Annotated in this window: 28 protein-coding genes; 8 read left to right on the forward strand and 20 right to left on the reverse strand. The window is 62.3% G+C overall.

Features of this window, described 5'->3' with window-relative positions:
* Positions 1–9: 9 nt before the first annotated feature.
* The gene (locus tag IP86_RS02655) at positions 10–315 is read left to right on the forward strand and encodes a hypothetical protein (RefSeq protein WP_012495608.1); all 306 of its coding nucleotides are present in this window, start codon (positions 10–12) and stop codon (positions 313–315) included.
* Between the two features lie 502 nt (positions 316–817).
* The gene (locus IP86_RS02660; protein ID WP_012495607.1) at positions 818–1,303 is read left to right on the forward strand and encodes a site-specific integrase; all 486 of its coding nucleotides are present in this window, start codon (positions 818–820) and stop codon (positions 1,301–1,303) included.
* 83 nt (positions 1,304–1,386) lie between these two features.
* Here IP86_RS02660 and IP86_RS02665 read toward each other — a convergent pair whose 3' ends face one another.
* From IP86_RS02665 to IP86_RS27880, 7 genes are all read right to left on the reverse strand, one after another.
* Positions 1,387–1,584: a hypothetical protein gene (locus IP86_RS02665; protein ID WP_245264952.1), complete on the reverse strand. Its 198-nt coding sequence runs from the start codon at positions 1,582–1,584 to the stop codon at positions 1,387–1,389.
* Between the two features lie 85 nt (positions 1,585–1,669).
* The gene (locus IP86_RS02670; protein ID WP_011502584.1) at positions 1,670–2,299 is read right to left on the reverse strand and encodes a hypothetical protein; all 630 of its coding nucleotides are present in this window, start codon (positions 2,297–2,299) and stop codon (positions 1,670–1,672) included.
* A gap of 70 nt (positions 2,300–2,369) precedes the next feature.
* Positions 2,370–2,714: a hypothetical protein gene (locus IP86_RS02675; protein ID WP_012495605.1), complete on the reverse strand. Its 345-nt coding sequence runs from the start codon at positions 2,712–2,714 to the stop codon at positions 2,370–2,372.
* Between the two features lie 590 nt (positions 2,715–3,304).
* Complete coding sequence (locus IP86_RS02680; RefSeq protein WP_011502582.1) at positions 3,305–3,847, reverse strand: hypothetical protein; 543 nt, start codon at positions 3,845–3,847, stop codon at positions 3,305–3,307.
* A complete protein-coding gene (locus IP86_RS02685; protein WP_012495604.1) occupies positions 3,844–4,719 on the reverse strand; it encodes a TIR domain-containing protein in 876 nt (291 codons plus the stop codon). Before IP86_RS02685 ends, IP86_RS02680 begins: the two co-directional genes overlap by 4 nt.
* Before the next feature lie 3 nt (positions 4,720–4,722).
* Complete coding sequence (locus IP86_RS02690; protein WP_012495603.1) at positions 4,723–4,971, reverse strand: hypothetical protein; 249 nt, start codon at positions 4,969–4,971, stop codon at positions 4,723–4,725.
* Positions 4,925–5,218, reverse strand: a complete 294-nt coding sequence (locus tag IP86_RS27880) for a hypothetical protein (RefSeq protein WP_012495602.1) — start codon at positions 5,216–5,218, stop codon at positions 4,925–4,927. The genes IP86_RS02690 and IP86_RS27880 overlap by 47 nt, the downstream gene beginning before the upstream one ends.
* Before the next feature lie 194 nt (positions 5,219–5,412).
* On the opposite strand from IP86_RS27880, the gene ligD reads away from it, so the two are divergent.
* On the forward strand, positions 5,413–6,297 hold the full coding sequence (gene ligD / locus IP86_RS02695) for a non-homologous end-joining DNA ligase (protein ID WP_245264950.1): 885 nt from the start codon (positions 5,413–5,415) through the stop codon (positions 6,295–6,297).
* A 31-nt stretch (positions 6,298–6,328) separates the two neighbouring features.
* On the opposite strand, the gene IP86_RS02700 is transcribed toward ligD, so the two are convergent.
* Genes IP86_RS02700 through IP86_RS02715 form a run of 4 tightly spaced genes read right to left on the reverse strand, consistent with a single transcriptional unit; the run spans position 6,329 to position 8,572 of the window.
* Positions 6,329–6,673 (reverse strand): hypothetical protein, encoded by a 345-nt coding sequence (locus IP86_RS02700; RefSeq protein WP_011502577.1) that lies wholly within the window; start codon positions 6,671–6,673, stop codon positions 6,329–6,331.
* Positions 6,670–7,245, reverse strand: a complete 576-nt coding sequence (locus tag IP86_RS02705) for a hypothetical protein (protein ID WP_011502576.1) — start codon at positions 7,243–7,245, stop codon at positions 6,670–6,672. Before IP86_RS02705 ends, IP86_RS02700 begins: the two co-directional genes overlap by 4 nt.
* The gene (locus IP86_RS02710) at positions 7,242–7,724 is read right to left on the reverse strand and encodes a VRR-NUC domain-containing protein (RefSeq protein ID WP_012495601.1); all 483 of its coding nucleotides are present in this window, start codon (positions 7,722–7,724) and stop codon (positions 7,242–7,244) included. Before IP86_RS02710 ends, IP86_RS02705 begins: the two co-directional genes overlap by 4 nt.
* Positions 7,724–8,572 (reverse strand): metallophosphoesterase, encoded by an 849-nt coding sequence (locus tag IP86_RS02715; RefSeq protein ID WP_012495600.1) that lies wholly within the window; start codon positions 8,570–8,572, stop codon positions 7,724–7,726. Before IP86_RS02715 ends, IP86_RS02710 begins: the two co-directional genes overlap by 1 nt.
* A 144-nt stretch (positions 8,573–8,716) precedes the next feature.
* Here IP86_RS02715 and IP86_RS02720 point away from each other — a divergent pair, with 144 nt between their 5' ends.
* Positions 8,717–9,034: a hypothetical protein gene (locus IP86_RS02720; RefSeq protein ID WP_011502573.1), complete on the forward strand. Its 318-nt coding sequence runs from the start codon at positions 8,717–8,719 to the stop codon at positions 9,032–9,034.
* Here the strand turns inward: IP86_RS02720 and IP86_RS02725 are convergent.
* Positions 9,006–9,512, reverse strand: coding sequence for a hypothetical protein (locus IP86_RS02725; RefSeq protein ID WP_012495599.1), 507 nt, complete (start codon positions 9,510–9,512; stop codon positions 9,006–9,008). The genes IP86_RS02720 and IP86_RS02725 overlap by 29 nt on opposite strands.
* Positions 9,513–9,923: 411 nt before the next feature.
* On the opposite strand from IP86_RS02725, the gene IP86_RS02730 reads away from it, so the two are divergent.
* From IP86_RS02730 to IP86_RS02740, 4 genes are all read left to right on the forward strand, one after another.
* Positions 9,924–10,211, forward strand: coding sequence for a hypothetical protein (locus IP86_RS02730; RefSeq protein WP_012495598.1), 288 nt, complete (start codon positions 9,924–9,926; stop codon positions 10,209–10,211).
* 440 nt (positions 10,212–10,651) lie between these two features.
* Complete coding sequence (locus IP86_RS28460; protein WP_012495597.1) at positions 10,652–10,825, forward strand: hypothetical protein; 174 nt, start codon at positions 10,652–10,654, stop codon at positions 10,823–10,825.
* 8 nt (positions 10,826–10,833) lie between these two features.
* Positions 10,834–11,166, forward strand: coding sequence for a hypothetical protein (locus IP86_RS02735; RefSeq protein ID WP_012495596.1), 333 nt, complete (start codon positions 10,834–10,836; stop codon positions 11,164–11,166).
* Positions 11,167–11,220: 54 nt separating this feature from the next.
* Positions 11,221–11,460, forward strand: coding sequence for a hypothetical protein (locus tag IP86_RS02740; protein ID WP_011502569.1), 240 nt, complete (start codon positions 11,221–11,223; stop codon positions 11,458–11,460).
* Positions 11,461–11,824: 364 nt separating this feature from the next.
* On the opposite strand, the gene IP86_RS02745 is transcribed toward IP86_RS02740, so the two are convergent.
* The 8 genes from IP86_RS02745 to ihpA all read right to left on the reverse strand — a co-directional run bounded on the left by IP86_RS02745 (position 11,825) and on the right by ihpA (position 21,660).
* On the reverse strand, positions 11,825–12,073 hold the full coding sequence (locus IP86_RS02745) for a hypothetical protein (protein WP_012495595.1): 249 nt from the start codon (positions 12,071–12,073) through the stop codon (positions 11,825–11,827).
* A complete protein-coding gene (locus IP86_RS02750) occupies positions 12,073–12,423 on the reverse strand; it encodes a hypothetical protein (protein WP_011502567.1) in 351 nt (116 codons plus the stop codon). Before IP86_RS02750 ends, IP86_RS02745 begins: the two co-directional genes overlap by 1 nt.
* A gap of 10 nt (positions 12,424–12,433) precedes the next feature.
* Complete coding sequence (locus IP86_RS02755; protein ID WP_012495594.1) at positions 12,434–12,808, reverse strand: hypothetical protein; 375 nt, start codon at positions 12,806–12,808, stop codon at positions 12,434–12,436.
* A gap of 1,715 nt (positions 12,809–14,523) precedes the next feature.
* Positions 14,524–15,690, reverse strand: a complete 1,167-nt coding sequence (locus IP86_RS02760; protein ID WP_012495593.1) for an OpgC family protein — start codon at positions 15,688–15,690, stop codon at positions 14,524–14,526.
* Positions 15,691–15,761: 71 nt separating this feature from the next.
* Positions 15,762–16,130, reverse strand: coding sequence for a hypothetical protein (locus IP86_RS02765; protein ID WP_012495592.1), 369 nt, complete (start codon positions 16,128–16,130; stop codon positions 15,762–15,764).
* Positions 16,130–19,342, reverse strand: coding sequence for an efflux RND transporter permease subunit (locus IP86_RS02770; protein WP_012495591.1), 3,213 nt, complete (start codon positions 19,340–19,342; stop codon positions 16,130–16,132). Before IP86_RS02770 ends, IP86_RS02765 begins: the two co-directional genes overlap by 1 nt.
* Before the next feature lie 57 nt (positions 19,343–19,399).
* Entirely contained in the window at positions 19,400–20,392 is a 993-nt protein-coding gene (gene ihpB, locus IP86_RS02775; RefSeq protein ID WP_012495590.1) for a divalent metal ion exporter adaptor subunit IhpB, read from the reverse strand.
* A complete protein-coding gene (gene ihpA, locus IP86_RS02780) occupies positions 20,389–21,660 on the reverse strand; it encodes a divalent metal ion exporter subunit IhpA (RefSeq protein ID WP_012495589.1) in 1,272 nt (423 codons plus the stop codon). The genes ihpB and ihpA overlap by 4 nt, the downstream gene beginning before the upstream one ends.
* Between the last annotated feature and the right edge of the window lie 14 nt (positions 21,661–21,674).

Here is a 21,674-nt window from a genome sequence, read left to right on the forward strand (position 1 = left end):
CCGCCGAAGTTGGACCCGTTCGGCCTCGTCGAGGAGTTCGGCGGCAAAGATCACCACATGATCTACGTCTGCCCTGGAAACCGCAACGAAGACGTCTTCCTGCGTGTCGCCGCGGAGGCGGAGGCATACATCATCGAGCACCCCATGCCGATCAAGGTGACGATTGGAGACTTCTTCGACAGAACCTGGAACGCTGACGACCCACGCCTGCGGCCCATCACAGCCGAATACAAGCGCGGTCGTCCCGCGGACTACGTCACACACCTCCGCCGCGTGCCCGACAAAGCCGTAGCCGCCGGCGCTGTTCCTACGTGATCCGACGACGCTAGAGCCCATCCGGCCAATGCCAGAAGCCGAGGTCATTTAAGCGTTTCCGTTCCTAATTTACGCGTTACAAAAGGGGGTATGTAACGGGGGGTGTACCCCAAGATGCGTGTCACCATGTGACGCGTCACACGGTGACACAATCTACGACGCCATCAGCTATCGCAGGGTAAGTGAGCGTGAGTTACTCTGCGATAGAGGGAAGCTAAACCGAGTTAGCTTCCCATCGAAGTCATTCCAGATCACCCATGGTTCCGTCCCGCGGAGAGACACGGAGCCACCTGCTCCGCCAGCATGCGCCATCATCAAGCGGCGGCCAGGCGCCCGCCCCCCTGGACAAGCCGACACCACCGAGCGCGCGGCAACGTCGGCCGGCCGTCGGATCACGCAAATCAATGATGGCATCTTGGTACAGTCAGCGAGCGGACCGCTGCTGATGGCGCGCGATCCTCGCGCCGCCGATAACAAACCGTGATGACCGCCGGCTGTTCACGTGCCGCCGTATTTTCGCAAGAGCGGAACGAAGCGCGGGACCCGTAGACAGCTCGTCCCGTGCGTCGGGTGGGTCTCGGACGTCGTCGAGCGCCTCGATCGCCTGTCAGATTTCGAAGGATCGCAGGGGTGGCTCTTCCCAGCCGGAGCGACCAACAAGTCTGCCAAGCCGCATGCCGAGGCCGGCCTGCTGAACGATTTTTTGACCGCGATGCCCGGCGTCGGCTGGTCGCCGCACGGGGTGCGCTATGCGTTCGCGAGCTACGTAGAGCGCGACCTCGGCTTCGCCCCGAGCGAGGCGAAGTTGATCCTTGATCATCACGAGGGAGTCGAGCCTACGGACGTCACCGGCCTCTTCTGCTCGAGCGACCCGAAGATCGGCCGCAAGCGTGAGATGATGCGGGCATGGACGGATTGGTGCGAAGACTGGCGCGACCGCGCGATCCGCGGCCCCCGCGCTGCGCGATCGCGATCTGATGACAACTGAGATCCGGCGGGCTCGGTACCGGCGCGGCGCCGCTGACAGCGAGGCGGCGTAAGATATCTGCAGCAGATTTATTACTCCGTAGATCAGTCGCCGAGCTCCGCCCGCATCTTTCGGCCGGCCTCCTCGACGCGATCGGCGACCTTCCTCATCCGGCCAGCCTCCGCGATCAGCGCATCGGCGACCATTCCGTAGACGTCATCGGTCACCGCGCGCCGGTCGCTGTCATCGCGCGCGAAGATCTTCGTGATCAGGGACTGGCTCACCCCGACGAGACGCGACATCGGTAGCTGCCACCTGTCGCCATATAGGAGGCGGCCGGCGGCTTCGATCCTGGAATGCCTTGTCGATTTCGTCATGCCTGCTCCCCTACGCAAGATCGGCCAGCGCCGCGTCGTCCTCGAGCGACATCGATGGCCTAACGGGTTCCGGAGACGGCGTGACGAAGAGAATCGACGGGCGCGGGTCCCAGGTCCCCAGCATCGGCAGCGTCAGCCCGGCCTGGGCGTAAGCTTCATGCGCCACCGCGCGCCCGCGCCACGCCGACTTCGCCCAGGACCTCCGCGGATCTCGAGTGCCGCCGTCTGCGACCACCCACCGCGTCGCCTCGGCCCAATCGTCGTGGTCCACATCGGAGCACGGCCGGATCCCGCGCCCCTTCATCTGCGCGCAGACGTATTCGTAAGCCGGCTCCGGATGCCGGATACCGAAGAGCGCCGTGTATTCGTCGACCGCCTTCAGGCGTCCGCGGCCGGCGGTGATCTCGGTGACCGCGAAGGCCCTCCAGACGACCGCTCCGGCGGCGTCGGAAAGAGCGACGCGGTGGATACCGTCGGAGTCGGCCGGCCACACGTCGATCACGCCGGCGAGGATGATCGGGGCGTCGGTCTTCGCACGCCGGCCGATCGCGCCGGAGAGAAGAGGTTCGTCGCCGTCGATAGTGCGGATCGCGGTTGCGATGCGTGTCTTGGCTTGTGACGTCAGATTGAAAATGATCATGACGGTACCTCCTGACGTCCCAATCCGGGTAGGCCTCGCGGCCGCCCGGCGTGGGTCGATGTGTTGTCGATCAGGCAGAATACTTGGCGTATTCTTCCGGTGTGCATGCGACGCCGTCGATTATGCGCCATCCGACGCAGCCGCCGTGGTCTTCGATCGTTGACATCATGCCTCGCGTGGCGCCTGTCACCTTGTAGCCGCTGATGATATCTACCTCGGTGACTACAATCCCTGCCTTTGCCAAACCCGCCACGGCGTCGGCGACCGCGGTCTTAGGCGTTTCGCCGATGCCGTGGATCGCGAGGTCGTCCGGCGTGTAGACGATGTATCCGAGCGCGCTCAAAGCGACGTCGCGATTGTGCTCGTCGCGGCTCTCGATCCACTCCTCGCAGCGCGGCCAGCCGAGTGTGACCATCAGCGCGGCGTCGAGCCCGTACGAGCTATCTTCGTCGTTCCCGACGCTGCGTCGGCGTAGAGACGCAAGCCTTCGATCGTCGGCCGCTAGTGCTCGCTGTCGCACTCATCGAGATATCCGTCGGCGATCTGCTCGGCCTCGTCGGCGTATCTGTCGGTGATGTCGGTCATCTTTGAGCCCTCTTGTTATCGGAGATGGACAGCGGCGTCATTGCCTCCGTCTGTACTGGCAAACATAGTACGCTATTAACGGAGCGTCAATGAATGTACTATATTTTATGGTACACGCTTTCGTGATGCCACGGGAAGCTAATCGAGTTAGCTTCCCTTAGGACGCCGGAGGCTACAGCACTGATCTGAGGGATTTGACGGCGGAGATGCTGCAGGACGGCGCCTTCGCGGTCGAAAAATGCGAGCGTTATCAATAATCCCTCAGACTTTCACTCAAACGGTGAGTGAAAGTCTGAGGGAAAGTCGGCCGATTGTGAGGGATTTTGCAGAGCCTAAATCCCTCAGACTTTCACTCATTCGTTGAGGGAAAGTTTGAGGGAAAGTTGGTCGATCTTGAGGGATTCGATTGAGCAGACGAAGTCAGTCGATCTTGCGACGCTTCTTCACGATCTTCGGCCCGCGGCGCTCGTCACCGGCGCTGATCGCTTCGGAGATCTCTCGCCGCAGCTTTACGATGCTGTCAGATAGCTCGTCGAGATCACCGGCAAACTCGAAATGGTTGGCTGGCTTCATACTCGTCCTGGAGACGTAGCGCGCACGGTCGCCAGCGTAGGTCGACATCCAGCTTCCATGGACGACGGCGACACGCGCGTCGTTTATCTTCAGCGCCTTGGACATCAGGTGCTTGATGGCAGGGTCAGGCAGTCCATCCGCCTCCTCGATCGCAGACACCGCGTTCATTGCGTTGCAGAGCCTGGCGAAGTCGAATGCCGACATGATCGGAGCGTCGAAGTCGAACGGTACCTGCGCCTTGCGGCGGAGGTGTCTCCGGAGATCCTGCTCGAGCGCGCTGTATTCGAAGATGAAGCGCCCGATCTCGCAATAGAGATCCCGCCTGTCACCGTTGAATCCGATGATGTCGGCAAGGATGTTCTCCTTCATGCGGGCGCGGCGTTGCTTCATCTAGCCTTCCGCCGGTTCGTGGTCTTCGCCTTCTTCGTTGGAAGATCAGGTGTTGGATCGAAGTCACCGACGTTGAGCCAATCTCTACCGTCCCTGACCAGGTCGCAACGAAGCATTTCTAGGCGTCCGACAAGGTCGTTGCGGCTCGCCGGCGACCCATTGAATCTGAGCATATGGCGGCCTCCGATATCCGAGAACGGCTTCACGTGTCCGATCTGCACCATCAAGGTCTTCTCGGGGTGACGCCCCATCGCCAATCCTGCCTCGAACAGCACGTTCGGCCTAGCTTGGCTTTGTTGCCGCCCCTCGGTGTCGAGTTCGTGAGGCTCGACGAAGACGCCCTTGAGTTGGACGAGATCGTCTGGAGTCAGCATCACCAGCACCGCCTGCGCCTGGTCCATGACGGTATCGATGACGTCTCCGACGAACGGGTTGGCGCCGCGGCGCGCGCGACGGATAGCTTGGTCCCATTCGAGCGGGTCAAGATCGAGGGCGCGCAGCAGCGCGAACATCGACTCGCGGAGCGCGTTGTCGCGCCCATGCACCACGAAGATCGTCTTTCCGGTCGTTCTACGCTTCGACTTCTTGGCTGGCGCAGCGCGCTTCGCCGGAGCCTCCACACGCTGCACCGGAGCCGGATCATGATTCCGCCGGGGAGAGGATCCTAAGAACGTGCTGACGTCCGCCCGCTCGTCTTTGGTCGAGAACCGGTTGACGTTGATGTCGTTGCGCATCGCGAGCAGCAACGCAGCCAGGTGTCGCTCGAGACCCGTCTCGTTTACGACGCGGTGAATGCGCGGATAGACGGCCTTGGCACTGATCCCGAGCTTGTAGGACAGCCTACTGATAAGGTCCTGGTTGATCTTGGCCACGTGCTACTTCTTCTTTTTCCGATGACGTGCGACGCGGACGAAGTTTTCGTTGACGTCGAGAAGCGACGAGATCTCGCGCGATGTGAAGCCGATCGCGTCCAGGCGGAGCGCGGCCGCCTCCTTGTCGTCGACGGTCTTGACGTACATCAGCGCCAGCAGGCCGGCGATCTTGTCGAGCGCCGGATGCGCGACGTCCGACGCCTCATCAGCGGCGGGCGCCGGGACGCGCTTTTTTGCTGACTTTTTTGCCATTTCCTGCACCCTTGGTTGCCTTGTTACGACGCTGACGCTTGAGCTCTGCGACCGACGCCGCGGTCGATCCGGCCGCCTCCGCGGCGTCCTTGGCTGGAAGCCCGAGGGCCTCAAGGAAGTCGACACGCGCGAGAGTGTCCTTGAACTTGGCTGTGTCTGAGCTCGCTGCCTGCGCAAGTGCCATGCGGGCCAGCGACCGACCGATCACCGGCAGCCAGACGTCAGTTTCTGAATCCTTGCTCGTCATCGAAATACCTGTGGTTGTGCGAATCACAGCCTGATCGTGACGATCGCTGGTTCCATCTACAACCCCGGTTCCACGTCAACCGGCGGCTTTCCACCCGGGGATTCGGATTCTGTGGAAATCGCACTATCTGCTTGGTGATGGCGAAGCGTGCGCGTGTTGTCCGAATACATGCAGAGGGGGCCGTACCTGCCCCGATGCCTGGATTTGTCCAGCCCCAGCTTGCCACCCTGCGGACACGTCCACCGTCCGGTGCCGGATGGATCCACGAGATCAAGTTGGACGGATACCGCGGCCAGGCGCACGTCGGCCCACAGGGGACCCGCATTTACACCCGCGGAGGTCATGACTGGTCGAAGATGTTCGCCCCGCTGGTCGCCGCCCTGTCGGATGCCGCCGTCGACGAGGCGGTGATCGACGGCGAGATCGTGGTGGTCGTTGATGAGCGGACGGATTTCGGAGCCCTGCAGGCCGACCTTGCGGCAAGACGTGCCGACCGCATGCTGTTCTACGCATTCGACCTGCTGCACCTCGACGGCTACGACCTCGGGCCGGTCCCCCTGACCGAGCGCAAGCGGCTTCTCAAGGGCCTCTTCGACCGTGGCCTGGAGCCACCGGTCGTCTACAGCGACAGCATGGACGACGGCGAAGCAATGTTTGATGGGGCTGGGCGCCTCGGGTGGGAAGGCATCGTCAGCAAGCGCGCCGACGCGCCCTATCGCAGCGGCGACCGGAGCTTGGACTGGCAGAAGATCAAGACCTCAAAGCGCGAGCATCTCGTCATCGTCGGCTACGTGCCGGCGACAGGCGGCATCGCCGCGCTGCACGTCGCCAGGCGCGACGGCGACAGCTTGGTCTACGCAGGAAAAGTCGGCACCGGGTTCTCGGTCAAGGTAGGCGCGGATCTGCGCCGGCGACTGGCGGAGATCGAGACAGCAGCACCGCCAATCGCCAAGCCGCCACCACGGCACCGGCCGCGGTGGGTCCGGCCGGTGATGAGCGCCGATGTCGAATACCGCGACATCACCGCCAGCGGTCATCTGCGCCACGCATCTTTCAAGGGGCTCGCGAAGGCTCCGTAATAGGAAACCACCAGTTTTTGACAGTTTCCTATTACGACGCAATGGCCGACGGCAGATCCAGCCTGGCCACCGCCTCCGCGGCCGCGGTGCGCAGGTGCGGAGCAGCGAAAACGAGGTCTTCGGGCCTCCAGACGAGCCCTCCGACGACCACGATGCGTGTCCCGCCGTCGTCGATCAGCCAGGCCGGCCGGCCATCGCCGCACTCCGCGATCCGCTCGACGTATGGCAACCCATGCCCGCGCGACCGATACCGGCCGGCGGACGGCGACCGCATCCAGGCGATCGCGCGTCGGAGACCAGCGTCTCCGAGCATTTCAGATGTCGCCGTCGGCGTCAGGCGTGGGTCGAATAGCTCAATCTGATGGACTGCGGTCATGCGGCGATCTCTGAGTTGCTTGATTTGTCGACCAGGACGCCATTGCACTCACTGCCTACCGCACGAACCTTTGTCCGGTCGTACGGGACTGCAGCACCTGAACTATCCAGAACGCGGACTTTGTCGAGTTTCCAGACGCAACCTGATGCGATGTCCCAACCGGCGAGCCAGTCGAAGCGGCGCTTGTATTCGTATGGGTCAAGGAATTCCCAAGGGTCTATGGCAACTTGAACGCCGTCGGCGACCTCTGCGACTTCGTGCCACCTGATGAACGGACACCATTCATCGTGCCTCGAGTTACCTAGACCCTGACAAAAGCGCGCCGTGAAGCGCTCCATCTCGCTGAAGTCCGATATCGTAATGACGTTGGCGCGATCCAGGTCGATCAAGTACCTGTTCGCAGTTGCCGGATCGCCGCGCCATCCTCCCGCGCTCTCCTGCCACTTCCCGTCCTCCGCGAACCAGAGACCCTCTGGCTTCCGAAGAAATCGAGCTTCGAGACGGCGCCTGTCGTATTGGCTGACATCGTAAACTGACGTGATCTTGTCTACCGAATAGTGCACAATGGTCATGCGGCGATCTCCCGTGCTCCAGTGTCCTCTCCTGCCGGCCTCAGCAGGCCCCACTTTTCCAGCTGCGCGATTGCCTCATGCAGTCCCTTGGCGACTGCGCAGATCGCTCCGGCGCCGCGTAGGCGCGCCATCATCACGTGCTGCGCTGGCCGCACTCGCCCCTTCAACGCCTTCATCTCGAGAAAATACGTTACCCCGCGCCAGATGATGCAGATATCCGGTACTCCTGCGGAGCCGCCTTCGTCGCGGATCTTGATCGCCTCTCTCTTTGCTCGATGACCGCCGTTCGGGACCGCGAAGGCTACGGCGTCGGCATGGAGCCGCGGCACGATGTGTTCGCGGAAAAGGGCGACCTGGGCGTCATGCTCCTCCGTACTCCGCTTCTTGCGAGGCGCCCCGCCCATCGCCGGCGACACCGTGCGTGACTGGACGCGACGCCGGCGGCGCAGACCGCGAAGTGATCGCAGGCGGACGACCATCAGCGGATCCTCGGCGCCAGGCCAACGCCGACGTCTACCGTCAACGTCGGATCGAACGCCGGGTTCTCGCCAGGATATCCCCTCGGATTGCACAGCACCCGCGTCCCCCCGATCTCGTAGTCCCATGAGTCGTGCACGTGACCGTGGATCCAGAGCGCAGGCGCCGTCGGCCCCTGCATGAGGCCTTCGATGTCCGTCGCCCCATAGAGCCATGAGTGCGTCCCGCGCTCTCGCACTGACGACGCTGGAGCGGTGTGCGTGATGCAGACCGTCTCGCCGAAGAACGGCTCCGACAGCGTCCGCGCGAAGAAATCGTATGACTCGCGGTGGAGCTCGATACTTTGCGACGGCGTCAGCCGGTGCCGGCTCGTCCGTCCTCCGTAGAGTATCTCTCTGAAGTCGTTATGGTAGAAACGCTCGCTGACGTAGCTGCGGTCGACCCACCCCTTTTGCGACATCATCATCGCCATCTTGCGCGACCATCCGGCCGGCAGAAGGCTCCAGTCAGACCACATAGTGCCGCCGACAAAACGGACGCAGCCGATCTCGACGGCGTCGTTCTGGAGAAGATGGATGCCGAGCGCCGCGGCGAGAGCGCGTCCCCTGGCCATCTGGTCTTCGTAAAACGTGTTCGCTTCGCCGGATTTCGGATGGCCGCGATAAAATTCGTGGTTTCCGGGCACGTAGATGATGTGCGGCACCTGACCGCCGAAGGTCTCAGAGACCCAGGGCAGCGCGTGCGTCAGCAGCGCGACGTCGCCGGCGACGACAAGCACGTCGGCGTCGATCGACGGCGCCGAGAACTCAGCGAAATCCACATGGAGGTCGGAAAGGACTGCGATGCGCATGGTCTGCCCGGCTGGCGATCTGAAATCCGCCCGGTCGCTAAAATGCGACCGACGGACTTAACTCCACGATAGCTCGGTGGTCGTATTGTGTCCACAACGATCGTACATTGAGAGTACGATTTAGCTGGATACAGGAGATCAAAGATGCGCGTCGGCGGCCCCCACACTTCTTTCGACACCACCTCGTTCGGCCTCGGCGCCGCGGTCGGTTCGCTGACGATCGCGGGCGCGCTCATCGACGGGGTGATGCGCTACCGCCTCGCGCAGCGGCAGCACGCCGAGCGGGCCTGGCGACGGTGGAATGCCCGCAATCTGCGAACGGCGCTGGAGCTCTCCGAGGCCCTGCGGGCGCGCGATCACGAGCGCGCCAAGACGGCGACGGCGGAAGCCGATGGCCTCCGCCGCTGTAACGCCCGCCTCACCCGCGACCTTGCTATCGCGCGAGCAGAGTCGCGACAGTGAGATCCGGCTCGGCGTCGTCTGTCAGGCGATCGGCGACGTCGACCGGCCAGTTCGCGAGCGGCAGCCGGCCGACTTTGCGCACGCCGGGGATGTCGAAAAGTCCTTGCAAATGCGCCGAAACTGCCGTCTCTGGAGACCGGTAGATCGCGCGGCACTCGTCCGGAGAAAGGCCCGGAGCCCACTCCCTGACGGCCCTGGGGAGGCGCGGCGGGATCGGCATCGGGCCGCCCATCGCGACGGCGTCGGCGCACCACGATTGCAGAGCGATCGCGTGATCGCGCCAGACCTCCTGCAGATCGACAACCGGCGCCGGCGGCACTGACGGGGCGACGACGGGCTCATCCTCGTCGTCTTCCGGCGGCAGCGCGTAGCCGCCTCCTCCGATCGCACCGAGAGCGCGGAACGGCAAGGACAGGACAGCGCGGCCGGCCGAGAAAACGGACCGCAGCGCGGCGGCGATAGCTGACAAGATTCTCATGACGATCTCCCGTGGTTATCGATGGCAGCCATCCAGCTCTGGATCCCTGCAAGTCGCAAACGTTAATTTTTGTTAATGCAGTTGACATCGAATACAACGTTTACGAATCTTGTCGTATGACAAGTGATACGCAAAACGTCAGATCGACGAGTGAAGCCCGGCTGCTCCGTGCGGTCGGACAGGCGCTATACGGGCCGCTGTTCAAGCGCGACCTCGCGGGTGGGCTCGGGATCTCGTGATCGACGCTCCACCTGTGGCTCGCCGGGGCGGCGCCGCGGCGTGATCTCGTCGAAGCCCTCCACGGACTCGTCGCGCGTGAGCGCGTCCGCCTGATGGAGCGCGACCTGACGTTGTCGAAAGTCATGAGACTGCTCGCGCGGAAGCGGGCAAAGCAGCAGCAGGAGATCGCCAATGTCAAAGATTAGTAACTGGAAGGAGTGGGATGGCCGCGCCGATGCGGAGCTGGCCGCCCTTTACGTCGAGCAGCGCCTCGACCGCGATGCGTTGGCCGCGATGATGGGCCGATCGCTCTCGTCGATCAGCAACAGGGTCTCACGATTCAAGATGACTGAGCGCGAAAAAGTGCAGATGCGCCGATGCCTCGGCGGCTGCGAGCGGCTCTTCCCGAGCTCCTGGATCGGGCACCGCCAGTGCCCCGCCTGCTACGCGAGCAACGCCGGCCTGATGGAGTGCGCGTGATGCAGGCAACAGGTCTCCCCCGCATCGTCCGCCCGCCGCGTCCCCCGAGGCCAGTGAAGCCATCGACTTCGTCTGCTCACGCTCCGGCCCCACCGATGGCGCTGCCGAGGCCGCCCACGCCGGCGCCGCGGCCGCCGGACGTGGATCCGATGTCGACTCTATCTCAGCTTGAGCAGCGGCGCGAGACATCGACGATCGAGTACGACGACGAAGGCCGCCGGATTATGACGGAGCCGCTCGCTTCTCCGCCGCGGCCGGCGACTACCATCCTGCATCCTCCGGGATCCGGAAACACGGCGCCGGCAAGGCCGGTTCTGCCGCCGGTGCGGGCGCATTTTGTTCTAGGAGCGCGCCGTCCGCCGGTTCCGCCCGCTCCAAGGCATCTGACGACGGAGCAGAAGGCGGCTTGGTACGCGGATTAGGAGTCCAAGATCGACGCGATGCTCGCGCAGCGTGAAGCCGATAAGGCCGCGGCTAAGAAGGCGGAGGCGGAGAAGCGGGCGGCTCAGCGCGCCGCGTGGCAGGAGCGTGTCAGCAGGACAATCCCGCGCCGACGTCCGGCTGCGGAGCCGAAGAAGGCGCCCTTGCTGACGCCCGACGACATCCCGTTTTGAGGCCACCAATGAAAGTCACGGACTACACCTTGGACCCGCGCAATGCGCGCGCTGTCAAATTTCTCCAGAGCCGTCCAATTCAAATCGGCGAGCCTTTTGCGACGAGCGTCGCCCTATTTCTCACCTCAGCAAGCTATCGGTCGCGCAAGCAGCGTGAGGCGATCGAGGCGATGATCGAGCGGACTGGATGGACCGAGCCGGACCCGCTCCCGCCGGCGATCGACGACCGCGGCGAGCGCGTAATGTCTACGTCGATCCGGGGAGGCACCCTGGCAACGATTTCATGCACGAGCTTGCCGCACGCTACAAAGAAACCCCTGGAAAGATCGGCGTCCGGCTGACACGACCCAGTCTATAAGACCGTCCTTGAGCCGTCGGACAAAAGCCGGCTCGGGGTGCATAGACTGAGCACGTCCTGGGGGACCTACCAACTCGCCGGCACCGGCTACGGCCTCGCCGGAGAGAAGCGTATCGACCCGGAGAACGCCGCGATGCTCAGTGAAGTCGTCAGCCCCCTGCTATCGACGCCTGATACGGCCTACAAATTCCGCTCGGTCAAGGTCGGTAAGAAGCCGGGCGAACATATGGGAACATGGCTCGTTTTCGCGGATCGCGCGCCCATCGCCGCCGCATAATTTAAGCGTTTCCAAATCTAATTTACGCGTTACAAAAGGGGGTATGTAACGGGGGGCGTACACAAAGAGCGGTGTCACCACGTGACGCGTCACACGGTGACGCAATCTTCGACGCCCTGAGCTATCGCAGGGTAAGTGAGCGTGCGATAGAGGGAAGCTAAACCGAGTTCGCTTTCCATCGATTGCCTTCCAAATAGCAGATGGTTTCGTCACGCTGAGCGTACCACAGCCAGCTACTCCGCCGGCAGGCGCCGTCATCATGCTTCGGCAGGCGCCCGCCCGGCTCAATAAGCCGCCACCGCGAGCGCGGCAACGTCGGTCGGCCGGCCGGATCACTCACACCAATGATGGCATCTTGAGACAGTTATCGGGACCGCTGCTGATGTCGCGCGATCATCGCGCCGGCGAGCGGGACGACGTCGAGCACGGCGCCGCGGTGCGCGCTCTTCGGGATCACCGCAAGCTGGCGTTGAGCGGACTCATACGTCCGGAAGATCACCGCCGCGGCGGCGTGATTCCAGGACCACGGCGCCTCGAGATAGAGCGGTTCTGCTCCCGGCCGCGTCGACCTGATCACCCACGCATCCTCTTCCTTCAGGACGACGACGCGCATCACCGGCTCGCTTTAATCTGGAGCTCGGAAATCTCGATTTCGAGATCACGGACGACGCTGTAGACGGCATGCGGAATTGCGCCGTGATCGTAGCGCCCCAGGATCCACTCGCGCTCGGAGCGCAGGGTAGCCAGTCGGCCACCGCCGGATCTCCGCATCTCGGCCGGCGCCGGCCTTGGCGTCTCGATGGCGACGTAATCGTTGTCGTCGTCGAGCCATGGCTGATCGGACGTCCTAGCCGGCTCGATGCCGACATCGGCCGCGGGGTCCGGAGCGGCCTGGCCGACGCTGACCAGCGGCCGGATCCCGATGAGCGCGACCGCGGCGGCTATCGTCGTCGAGATCCGCATGCCGGCCCCTCTACAGCGCATGCGGCGCCGGCGCGCGGAAGCCGCCGTCGATATGGCGAATGTCGGCGGCGCCGAATGCGCCGGCGCTCGACAGCGGATTGTAAACCTCGGCCGGCGCCAGTCCGACGTCGGCATCGAGAAGAAGGTCCGCTGCGGCGTCCCGGCCGCAGCGGCCACCCGCGGGCTGTCGACTCTCGGCCGATTCCGCCCGGCGGCGTTGGATGATCTCGCGGCCCTCAGCGGCCGCAATTTTCAGCCTCCTGTACGACCATGACGGCCACCGCTCCCGCGCGGCGGCGGCGCCGTATTGATCGCAGATCAGCGCGACTTTGACTGGGTCGAGCTTGGCCTTTTGCGGACTGCGGATGTCGAGACGGCCGCCCATGTGCGCGATCCTTAGTTCGGGACGACGTATGAACGGATGCGGCCGGCCGCGTAGACGGCCTCTCGCACGCGCCCAGCATGGTCGCCGCTGATGATGATCGGGTCCCCGCCGCGGTGGCGCCGGTGACGATGCCGACATGACCAACTCCGCGGCGGGACATCGTCGCGGTGGCTCCGGGCACAGGGCCTCGGACTCGGTGTCCGTAGCTCTCGAACGACAACGCGGCGCGGGATCCGGTGCCGCGCAGGCCGGCATGGCGCAGTACGCGATTGACCCAGTCGGCGCACCATAGGCGGCTAGGCAGTCCAAGCTGGCTGGCTACGGCGCCGGTGTCGCGCCGCGCGATCAAGACGAGCGACGACGACGCCGACGACACCGACGAGGCGACGCCGCCGATCAGTCCAGCGAAGAAGCTCGAGATCGGATCCTGCGGAGCCCGGACGGACGCCGGCGCCGGCGCGCGGTGGCGGCGATGGTAGACATAGTGCTGCCGGTGGTGCGCGGCCGCGTGGTGTGCATGGTGATGACGGACGTGGGGACGGGCCTCTTGCTGCGCCACGATCACCGCGGGTGGTACCGAAGTCCAATATAGCCGAGACCTAGTGATTCCTAAGGTCCAGCCTCGCCGCAGCGGCACTGCCCGCCTGAACTTTGGCGTCGCACGCATTGCTCGCCGGCCTTGTTGATGCGGATCACGACGCCGGTGACGATTAGCGCGCGCCTCAAGACAAAGCCACTCTTCGGATGGGGCTTGCCTCCGCGGTGTCGCGTCAATGCTGAAGACAACCGATCAGGCACGCAGAACGGCCCGCGTAGGCGCCCGTCGCCAACGGCTCGCCATGCTAACTTGATCTCGCCACGGCCCATCTAGGCTCGAAGACCGAGCGCAACGGCCTATTCTGCAGAAGCCGAGGTGCGACCATCTCAGAAAGTATCGCGGGAGCGACCTCATCGTAACGTTCGATCAATTCGGCTTAGCCGACATCGATCTCCAAATTCCAATATGGCTCAAAGCCAGTTACGAGTCCCGCGCGGACGCCCTTCCGGATTGGGGAAGCTTCCGTATGCCGTTGAAAGCGCCACGCCCCAATATTTGGCCAATCTCGCGCCGGTGAGCGACCGCAGCACTTTACATCCCCCGGCTGGCCGATGGACGTCACGTGACGGTCGAGGTAGCCGTCGCAACGCATCGACTGTGGCGCTGAAAATCGGCATGGCCGGTCAATTGACCATGCATCGGCTCGGCTGGCAGGCGAATGCCCGCTGTCGGCAGTAGGCCAAGGCGGAGCGGCGTGCAGCATCCTTGGTCGCTCTCCGGCCCCCCGTATAGGACGTCCAACCGCTAAGACGGCCGAACGCGATACAGGTCCAGCCGCGGGCTCCCCGCTCAGGAGCCTCGGCCGTCCATCGAAGGGCATTTGCTGCCGCAGTGTGGGACGGCAGACTGCTGAGCAGAACTATTGCGGCGACCCCTGCCGAAAGCAAGGCAGCGTTGCTCAACCGTCGGTTTCGGCGCTTCATGTTTCCGATCCTTCGAAAATATCCATCGGGTTCAGTTTCCGCATATTGGGCAGCAAAAGGGGACGGACCAAGCGAAGAAGGGAGAGTCGCCCGGGAGCTAAGGCCCTCTGATAAAAGAGGGGCGGCTCGAGGGGATGATCTCGGCATGGCCCTGTCCTTCGGCCAACACCATCGCGACAACGCAGGCCGGACCTTCATCGTCTAACGTGCCCCGATGACCTGACAATCAGCCCTCCGTCACCGCCCCCCCGCTTGAGCGACCGAGATCCGGCTGTCTTCGCCCACCGACGAAAGTAGGCAACTCCGGTCATCGCCATGATCCCTCCCGCGCTGATCACAAGCTGGAACGAAAAGCTGTCCGAGACGAGGTCGATTGCGAAATAGGCCAGGAAGGCCAGAAACACACCAGCGCAGAAAACTTCGAGCGACTGTTGACCGCATACCACCAAGGGTCGCCAGACGCGCCAATTTAGCGCCTGGGCGTCCTTGGGAACGAGCCAGGTGACTACAACGGCTAGAGCGACGAAATGGAATATCCGATACGGCGCTAGGTTGGTCTTGTCGTTCGGAATAAAGACTTCTCGCAACGAGATCGGAAGCAGTCCGTCGTTTCCTGTACGGGCCGCAATGGTAACGACCGCCGAGAAGACCAAGAAGGCGATGCAGATCGGCAAGATCGCTTCGAAGCGAAGTATCGTTCGGAGCTTGTTGCGATCGACGATCGCGGCCCAAGCGCCGATCGCAAATAGGAGCTGCCAGGCGAACGGATTGAAATACCATTGTCCAGACGGATAACCGGACAGGTTCCAGCCTAACTGTCGAGCCGTTATGTAAAGGCCCCCCGCCAAGGCCAGCGCCACATTTGGGGCAAACATCAGCAAGCGCAGAAACGGTGGAAAAACGGCCATCAGTACGGCATACAAGGGCAGAACGTCCAGATTCAGCGGTCGATACTCCAACAACATACCGTGCTTCATGTACTCGATCGGATCTGCGATCAGGCGGCGGATGTTGAATTCGTCCAGAAGATGCGCGTGCCCGAAGCGTTGGGCTACATAGCCGACGGCCACAACGTAGAACATAAAAAGGAGGAGGTAGGCGACGTAGATCTTCCAAACACGTCCGAGCAGTCCGACCGACGCGGCGATGAACCCCTTTGCGGTCATCATCCGGCCGTAGACAAAGGCGACGGTGAATCCGGATATGAAGATGAATAGTTCAGCAGCGTCGCTGAACCCGTAATTCCTGACGGTGACCCAAGCGATGAGGTTGTTGGGCACATGATCCAGAAAGATCGCCCAGTTCGCCAACCCACGGAACAGATCCAGCCTCAGGTCCCGGTTCGATTGATTCTCGCTCATCTATCATCTTCGGTAGCGTCGAAGCGCCGGTGGGTAGGCGCTTCGCGCTGTCGTATGACTAAATCGTTTGATCAGTTCTTAAATTTGACTTGACCGGTTTTGCCATCGGGGGTCTTGATCGTGACGCTCACCGCTGCGCCCTTGGCGATCTCATTCTTCGCGTCCGCCTTGAGTGCTGTCCCCGACGCTGCGAGCGGGATGGTCTCGCGATCGCCCCCCGAAACCAATAGGATCGAGCCCGAAAAGCCCCCCGTCGAAACCGGCTTGTTGGCTTCGTCAAAAACGTTGAAAGTCAACGTCTTTCCGGACGCCACCATCTCAAGATGCACGCCAGCGACGTCCTCAAGCGGCCCGCCGTTTGGCCCCTTCTGGTGGACGTGTTGTGCCATCGCTGGGACAGCCAACAAAACCGCCGACGCAACGAGCACCAACTTCCTCATCAACGATCTCCTTGTTTTGTAGGAACAGAACTGGCCGCCAACTCGGCTGGCGAGGCTTCGCGGCGGAACAGGATGTAGAGCGCCGGAAGGACGAGAAGCGTGAGGATAGTCGACGACACGATGCCGCCGATCACCACAGTGGCCAGCGGCCGTTGCACCTCAGCGCCAGCGCCGGTGGCAAGTGCCATTGGTACAAAACCAAGAGAGGCGACTAACGCGGTCATCAGCACCGGTCGCAGGCGGGTTAGCGCGCCCTCACGAACGGCATCGACGATCTTACGTCCATCGCCACGCAAACGCTCAATGAAGGTAATGATGACAAGACCGTTGAGCACGGCAACCCCCGAAAGGGCGATGAAGCCGATTCCGGCACTGATCGAAAGCGGGATGCCTCGCAACAGGAGCGCGAAAATGCCCCCGGTTAGCGCCAGCGGTACTCCGCTGAATACCAAAAGGGCATCGGCCGCCGAACCAAGGCTGATGAACAGCAGCAAGAAGATCAGCAGCAGCGCGATTGGAACCACGATGGTCAAGCGCTCGGTCGCCGAGACGAGCTGCTCGAACTGGCCGCCCCACCCGATCCAATAGCCCGCCGGCAGCTTCACCTTACCTGCGACCAGTTGCTGGGCCTCGCCAACAAAAGAGCCGAGGTCGCGGCCACGAACGTTGGCAGACACCACGATGCGCCGTTTGCCATCCTCGCGACTAATCTGGTTCGGCCCAGGCGAGACTGAAATTTCGGCGAGCTCCGCCAGCGGCGCATAGCGCATCTGGGCCAGTGGTGAGTTACCGAAAACGGCCGGAGTAGCCTTCGCCTGCCCATCCGCCGGTGGCAGCGGAATCGGCAACCTCTTGATCGCCTCCACGTCAGTCCGGAGATGATCAGGGAGCCGAACAACCAAGTCGAAGCGGCGGTCGCCTTCGAACACCAACCCGGCAGACTTGCCGCCGACCGCGATCTCAACCAGGCTCTGAACATCGGCAACGTTAATGCCGAAACGCGCCAGCGCCTGCCGATCAAGCTTCACAGTAAGAACGGGCAGGCCCGCGACCTGCTCGGTCTTGACATCGGCAGCTCCCTTGATGGTCTGAAGTATAGCCTGCACCTGCGCCGCTACCTGCGCCAAGACATCGAGATCGTCACCAAATATCTTGACGCCAACGTCGCTGCGAACGCCGGAAATCAGCTCATTGAAGCGAAGCTGGATTGGCTGCGACAGCTCGTAGAGGCTGCCCGCCACCTCCTCGGAAGCCGTCTCGATCTCCTTCATTACCTCGAGCTTTGGCTTCTTCGGATCAGGCCACTGATCGCGCGGCTTCAGCATCACGTAGCCGTCGGAGATCGATGGAGGCATCGGGTCCGTTGCGACTTCAGCGGTACCCGTTCGTGCGAAGGCTTCCTTCACCTCGGGAATCGCCAGTAGCCGCTTTTCCAGCGCCATCTGCATTTCAAGAGATTGGGTGAGACTGGTTCCGGGGATGCGCATGGCCTGTATAGCCACGTCACCTTCGTCGAGGCTGGGTATGAATTCGCCACCCATCCGCGTGGCGGCGTAGCCGCTGACGATGACGAGAAGAACGGCCGCCGCAGCCACGACGACGCGAAGACGGACCGCCAAATCGAGCAGTGGCACGTAGGTCCGATGCGCGAGGCGCATGAACCAATTTTCCTTTTCAGAGACCTTGCCAGTAACCATCAACGCGACCGCGGCCGGAACAAAGGTCATCGACAACAAACTAGCGCCGAGCAATGCCATCAGCACCGTCAAAGCCATGGGCGTGAACATCTTGCCTTCGACACCGGTCAGCGTCAGCACCGGCAGGTAAACCACTGCGATGATCAGAGTACCGAACAGGCTCGGCTTGATGACTTCACGGGCGCCTGCGATGATCGTCTCGAACCGCTCTTCGCGGGTGAGCAGACGGCCGCGCCGCTGCTGCTCATGGGCAAGCAGCCGCAGACAGTTTTCGACGATGATGACCGCGCCGTCGATAATGATGCCGAAATCGATTGCGCCCAGGCTCATCAGGTTGGCGCTGACCTTGTTCTCGAACATTCCCGTGATCGTGAATAGCATCGACAGCGGGATGACAAGCGCGGTAGCGAACGCCGCCTTGATGTTGCCGAGGATCAGGAACAGAATTGCGATGACCAGCAGCGCCCCTTCGATCAAGTTCTTCTCGACGGTCGCGATCGTGGCATCGATTAGATGGGTTCGATCGTAGATCGCGCGCAGCGAGATCCCTTCGGGCAGCGACTTCTGAATTTGCTCGAGTTTCGCCGCGACCCGCTGCGCAACGGTGCGCCCGTTCTCGCCTATCAGCAGCATCGCCGTCCCCAGCACCACCTCCTTGCCGCTCACCGTCGCTGCGCCGGTGCGCAGGTCAGTGCCTTCTTTGACCTCGGCGACGTCCATAATGCGGACCGGGACGCCGTTACGCGATCCAATTACGATCTGCCTGATGTCTTCGACGTTTGCGACCTGCCCCGGCGTCCTTACCAGGTATTGCTCGCCGTTCTTTTCAATGTAGCCGGCACCCACGTTCGCGTTGTTGCTCGCGAGCGACGTCATGACGTCGCGGAAGCTCAGGCGATACGCCATCAACCTCGCGGGATCGGGAAGGACGTGGAATTGCTTTTCGAAGCCTCCAATGGTGTTGACCTCGTTGACGCCGGCGACGTTGCGCAATTGCGGCTTGATGATCCAGTCCTGCGCGGTGCGCAGATCACTCGGCGTGTATGGCTTGCCCTCGGCGCTTTTGCCCCCCTCCTTCGCCTCCACCGTGTACATGTAGATTTCGCCAAGGCCGGTTGAGACTGGCCCCATGGCGGTCTCAATACCTACCGGCAAAATATCCTTCACTCGCTGGACGCGTTCATTCACCAATTGGCGGGCAAAGTAGATGTCGGTGCCATCCTTGAACACCACCGTCACCTGGCTTAGCCCGTAGCGCGAAAGCGACCGGGTGTTGACGAGGTTCGGCAGCCCGCCCATGGCGGTTTCGATTGGAAATGTTATCCGCTGCTCGACCTCAAGCGGCGAATAACCCGGCGCGTTGGTGTTGATCTGGACCTGGACGTTCGTGATATCCGGCACGGCGTCGATCGGCAGGCGCGTGAAATTCCATGCACCGAACGCTGCCATCATCAGTACACCGATCATCACTAACCAGCGCTGGCGGACCGAAAATGCGAGCAGCTTCTCAATCATTCGCTAACTCCGTAGCCGGCCGCAGCGCTACATTTGAGAGCCTGACTCTCGAAAGTATCAATGCTCATGGGAGGCCGCCCCCTTGCCGATTTCCGCCTTTACGATGAAGCTGTTCTTTGCCGCGTAGCGATCACCCTCGATAAGTCCGAACACGATTTCCACGTTTTCGGAATCACGCGCGCCTAGTTCGACGTCGCGGACCTCGAACTTGTCGCCTTTCCGAACGAACACGACATTGCGGTTCTCGATGGTCTGGACGGCCGACGTCCTGACCGCCAACGGTACCTGGCGGGCGGCCAGGATCAGTCGAGCAGAGACGAACAGACCGGTGCGTAGACGCATGTCCGTGTTAGGAACAATTGCTCGGGCAAGAGCGCTCTGGGTGTCGCTGCTACCGACGGGCGAGATGTAAGAAAGGCTCGCCTCGACTGGCTTACCGTCGTCACCGACATCGATCAGGATCTTGTCGCCGATGCGAACCCGCGGGAGGTCCCGACGATAGACCGAAAGATCAACCCAAACTGTCGAAACGTCGGCGACGGTGAAAGCCGGCTTCTGCTCGGAGGCGTACTCACCGAGCGAGATCTGCCGGTCGATCACAGTGCCGGCGATCGGCGCGCGCACTTCATATACGGTGAGACTCTGGTTACTCTCGATCTTAGCGAGGAGATCTCCGTTCTCTACCTTGTCGCCAATGCGTCGTCGGATCTCCCGGACGATGCCCGGAAAGCGAGGTGTCACCTGAACCAGCGTCTCCTGATTGGGCTGCAAAATGCCGTTTAGGATCAGTGAATCGTGCAACGTGGCCGGTCCTGCAACAGCTATCTCTATGCCCGAGGAAGCGACCCTGGCGTCGCTCATCTCGACTGCGCCCTCTTCCTCGTGCGCCCCTTCTCCGTCAGCTTTTCCACCACCGCCCTTTTCCGACTTGGAGTCTTTCGCAGATTGGGCGATTGGATCACTGGAATTGAACGGAACATACGAATAGATCGCCAGGCCGAAAGCCAGGACCGCCACCGCGGTCAAAAGCGAGAGAACGATCTTCTTCATCTTGCGCTCTCCCGCGCCAACGCGAATGGATTGCCAACCAGCCCTTCGATGGTTGCGACAGCGATGTGAAAGTTCTGCTGCGCCTCCTGTTCTCGAAGTCGCGCCTGCGCCACACTGGCCTGAGAATCCAACACTTCGAGTAGCGTGTATCGACCCTGTCCGTACCCCTCGGAGATCGCATCCGCAGCGTCCTTGGACTTCGGAATTGCGACTTCGCGCAGGATCGCAAGCTCGCGAAGCGATCCCTGCAGCGAATCGTATGCACGTCCCGCCACGAGGATCAGCGTGTTGCGGTTGCCTTGGCGTTCAGCGGCGGTCCTCGCCAGCGTCTCTTGCGCGGATAGGATGTTGCCCTGGTTCTGGTCGAACACCGGAATCGGCACCGAAAGCGACAATCGGACAGCGCTATCGCCCGTTTCGTTGTAGTGGCGCAGACCGGCCGAGACCGTCACGTCGGGATAGGGCCGCAGTCGTGCCAGCAACAGTTCGGCGTTGCGTTGGGCGTAGACAGCCTTCCAACGAACCAACTGCGGATTTGCTTCGATCGCCGATATGACCGAATGAAACGAAGGCGGCTTCCCGTTGACATCAAGGCGACCGGAAACCACCGCAAACTTCGGCGCGCTGTCTCCCATCAAGATCGCGAGCTCGCGGCGTGCGCTCGAAAGCGCCGACTTTGTTCGCTCGCGGTCCGCCTTGACCAAAGAGGATGCGACCTCGGCCCTGCCGGTCTCGGCCACAGACGATGCACCGGCTTCTACCCGACGCTTCAGGAGCGGCGTGATCCTGTCGATGGCTTGGACCTGCTCATCCAGGATCTGAATCCGGCGCTGAAGGCCGAGTACAGTAACGAAGGCAATTGCCGTTTCTGAAAGCACTTCAAGACGAACTGCTTGGCGTCCGATGGCAGCCGCATCGAAGCCGGCCTGACCGGCCGCGATCCGTGCATCCCGCTTGCCCCACAACTCGAACATCTGACTGATCTGCAGGGTAGACTCCGCCGACCTGGTGCCGCGGTAAGGCCCAGAACCGAACGAATTGTCCAGTTCGTAGGAAACGTTCGGATTGATGAACGCACCCGCTTGAATTCGTTGGCCGCGCGCGATGCCGACGTCCCGCTCAGCGGCAGTCAGCCGAGGACTGGCATCGAGCGCGCGCTGAAGCGCACCACCCATGGTGAGAGTTTGCGAGCGCGCTTCTCCGGTCAGCGAGACGCCAACGAAGAGCACGACCGCCCACGCAAGCCGCGTGGCGATCCTGGAAAGCATGATTGAGACCTGCC

Source organism: Rhodopseudomonas sp. AAP120 (assembly GCF_001295845.1).
Classification (GTDB): domain Bacteria; phylum Pseudomonadota; class Alphaproteobacteria; order Rhizobiales; family Xanthobacteraceae; genus Rhodopseudomonas.

Excerpts from the sequence above, each read along its gene's own strand:
- IP86_RS02745 (WP_012495595.1), bottom strand. The coding sequence starts at position 12,073 with ATGCGCGTCGTCGTCCTGAAGGAAGAGGATGCGTGGGTGATCAGGTCG.
- IP86_RS02725 (WP_012495599.1), bottom strand. The coding sequence starts at position 9,512 with ATGAGAATCTTGTCAGCTATCGCCGCCGCGCTGCGGTCCGTTTTCTCG.
- IP86_RS28460 (WP_012495597.1), top strand. The coding sequence starts at position 10,652 with ATGCTCGCGCAGCGTGAAGCCGATAAGGCCGCGGCTAAGAAGGCGGAG.
- IP86_RS02710 (WP_012495601.1), bottom strand. The coding sequence starts at position 7,724 with ATGGTCGTCCGCCTGCGATCACTTCGCGGTCTGCGCCGCCGGCGTCGC.
- IP86_RS02680 (WP_011502582.1), bottom strand. The coding sequence starts at position 3,847 with ATGAAGCAACGCCGCGCCCGCATGAAGGAGAACATCCTTGCCGACATC.
- IP86_RS27880 (WP_012495602.1), bottom strand. The coding sequence starts at position 5,218 with ATGACGAGCAAGGATTCAGAAACTGACGTCTGGCTGCCGGTGATCGGT.
- IP86_RS02690 (WP_012495603.1), bottom strand. The coding sequence starts at position 4,971 with ATGGCAAAAAAGTCAGCAAAAAAGCGCGTCCCGGCGCCCGCCGCTGAT.
- IP86_RS02675 (WP_012495605.1), bottom strand. The coding sequence starts at position 2,714 with ATGGTCACACTCGGCTGGCCGCGCTGCGAGGAGTGGATCGAGAGCCGC.
- IP86_RS02720 (WP_011502573.1), top strand. The coding sequence starts at position 8,717 with ATGCGCGTCGGCGGCCCCCACACTTCTTTCGACACCACCTCGTTCGGC.
- IP86_RS02770 (WP_012495591.1), bottom strand. The coding sequence starts at position 19,342 with ATGATTGAGAAGCTGCTCGCATTTTCGGTCCGCCAGCGCTGGTTAGTG.
- IP86_RS02705 (WP_011502576.1), bottom strand. The coding sequence starts at position 7,245 with ATGACCATTGTGCACTATTCGGTAGACAAGATCACGTCAGTTTACGAT.
- IP86_RS02670 (WP_011502584.1), bottom strand. The coding sequence starts at position 2,299 with ATGATCATTTTCAATCTGACGTCACAAGCCAAGACACGCATCGCAACC.
- ihpB (WP_012495590.1), bottom strand. The coding sequence starts at position 20,392 with ATGAAGAAGATCGTTCTCTCGCTTTTGACCGCGGTGGCGGTCCTGGCT.
- IP86_RS02760 (WP_012495593.1), bottom strand. The coding sequence starts at position 15,690 with ATGAGCGAGAATCAATCGAACCGGGACCTGAGGCTGGATCTGTTCCGT.
- ligD (WP_245264950.1), top strand. The coding sequence starts at position 5,413 with ATGCCTGGATTTGTCCAGCCCCAGCTTGCCACCCTGCGGACACGTCCA.
- IP86_RS02665 (WP_245264952.1), bottom strand. The coding sequence starts at position 1,584 with ATGTCGCGTCTCGTCGGGGTGAGCCAGTCCCTGATCACGAAGATCTTC.
- ihpA (WP_012495589.1), bottom strand. The coding sequence starts at position 21,660 with ATGCTTTCCAGGATCGCCACGCGGCTTGCGTGGGCGGTCGTGCTCTTC.
- IP86_RS02755 (WP_012495594.1), bottom strand. The coding sequence starts at position 12,808 with ATGGGCGGCCGTCTCGACATCCGCAGTCCGCAAAAGGCCAAGCTCGAC.
- IP86_RS02765 (WP_012495592.1), bottom strand. The coding sequence starts at position 16,130 with ATGAGGAAGTTGGTGCTCGTTGCGTCGGCGGTTTTGTTGGCTGTCCCA.
- IP86_RS02750 (WP_011502567.1), bottom strand. The coding sequence starts at position 12,423 with ATGCGGATCTCGACGACGATAGCCGCCGCGGTCGCGCTCATCGGGATC.
- IP86_RS02730 (WP_012495598.1), top strand. The coding sequence starts at position 9,924 with ATGTCAAAGATTAGTAACTGGAAGGAGTGGGATGGCCGCGCCGATGCG.
- IP86_RS02700 (WP_011502577.1), bottom strand. The coding sequence starts at position 6,673 with ATGACCGCAGTCCATCAGATTGAGCTATTCGACCCACGCCTGACGCCG.
- IP86_RS02735 (WP_012495596.1), top strand. The coding sequence starts at position 10,834 with ATGAAAGTCACGGACTACACCTTGGACCCGCGCAATGCGCGCGCTGTC.
- IP86_RS02715 (WP_012495600.1), bottom strand. The coding sequence starts at position 8,572 with ATGCGCATCGCAGTCCTTTCCGACCTCCATGTGGATTTCGCTGAGTTC.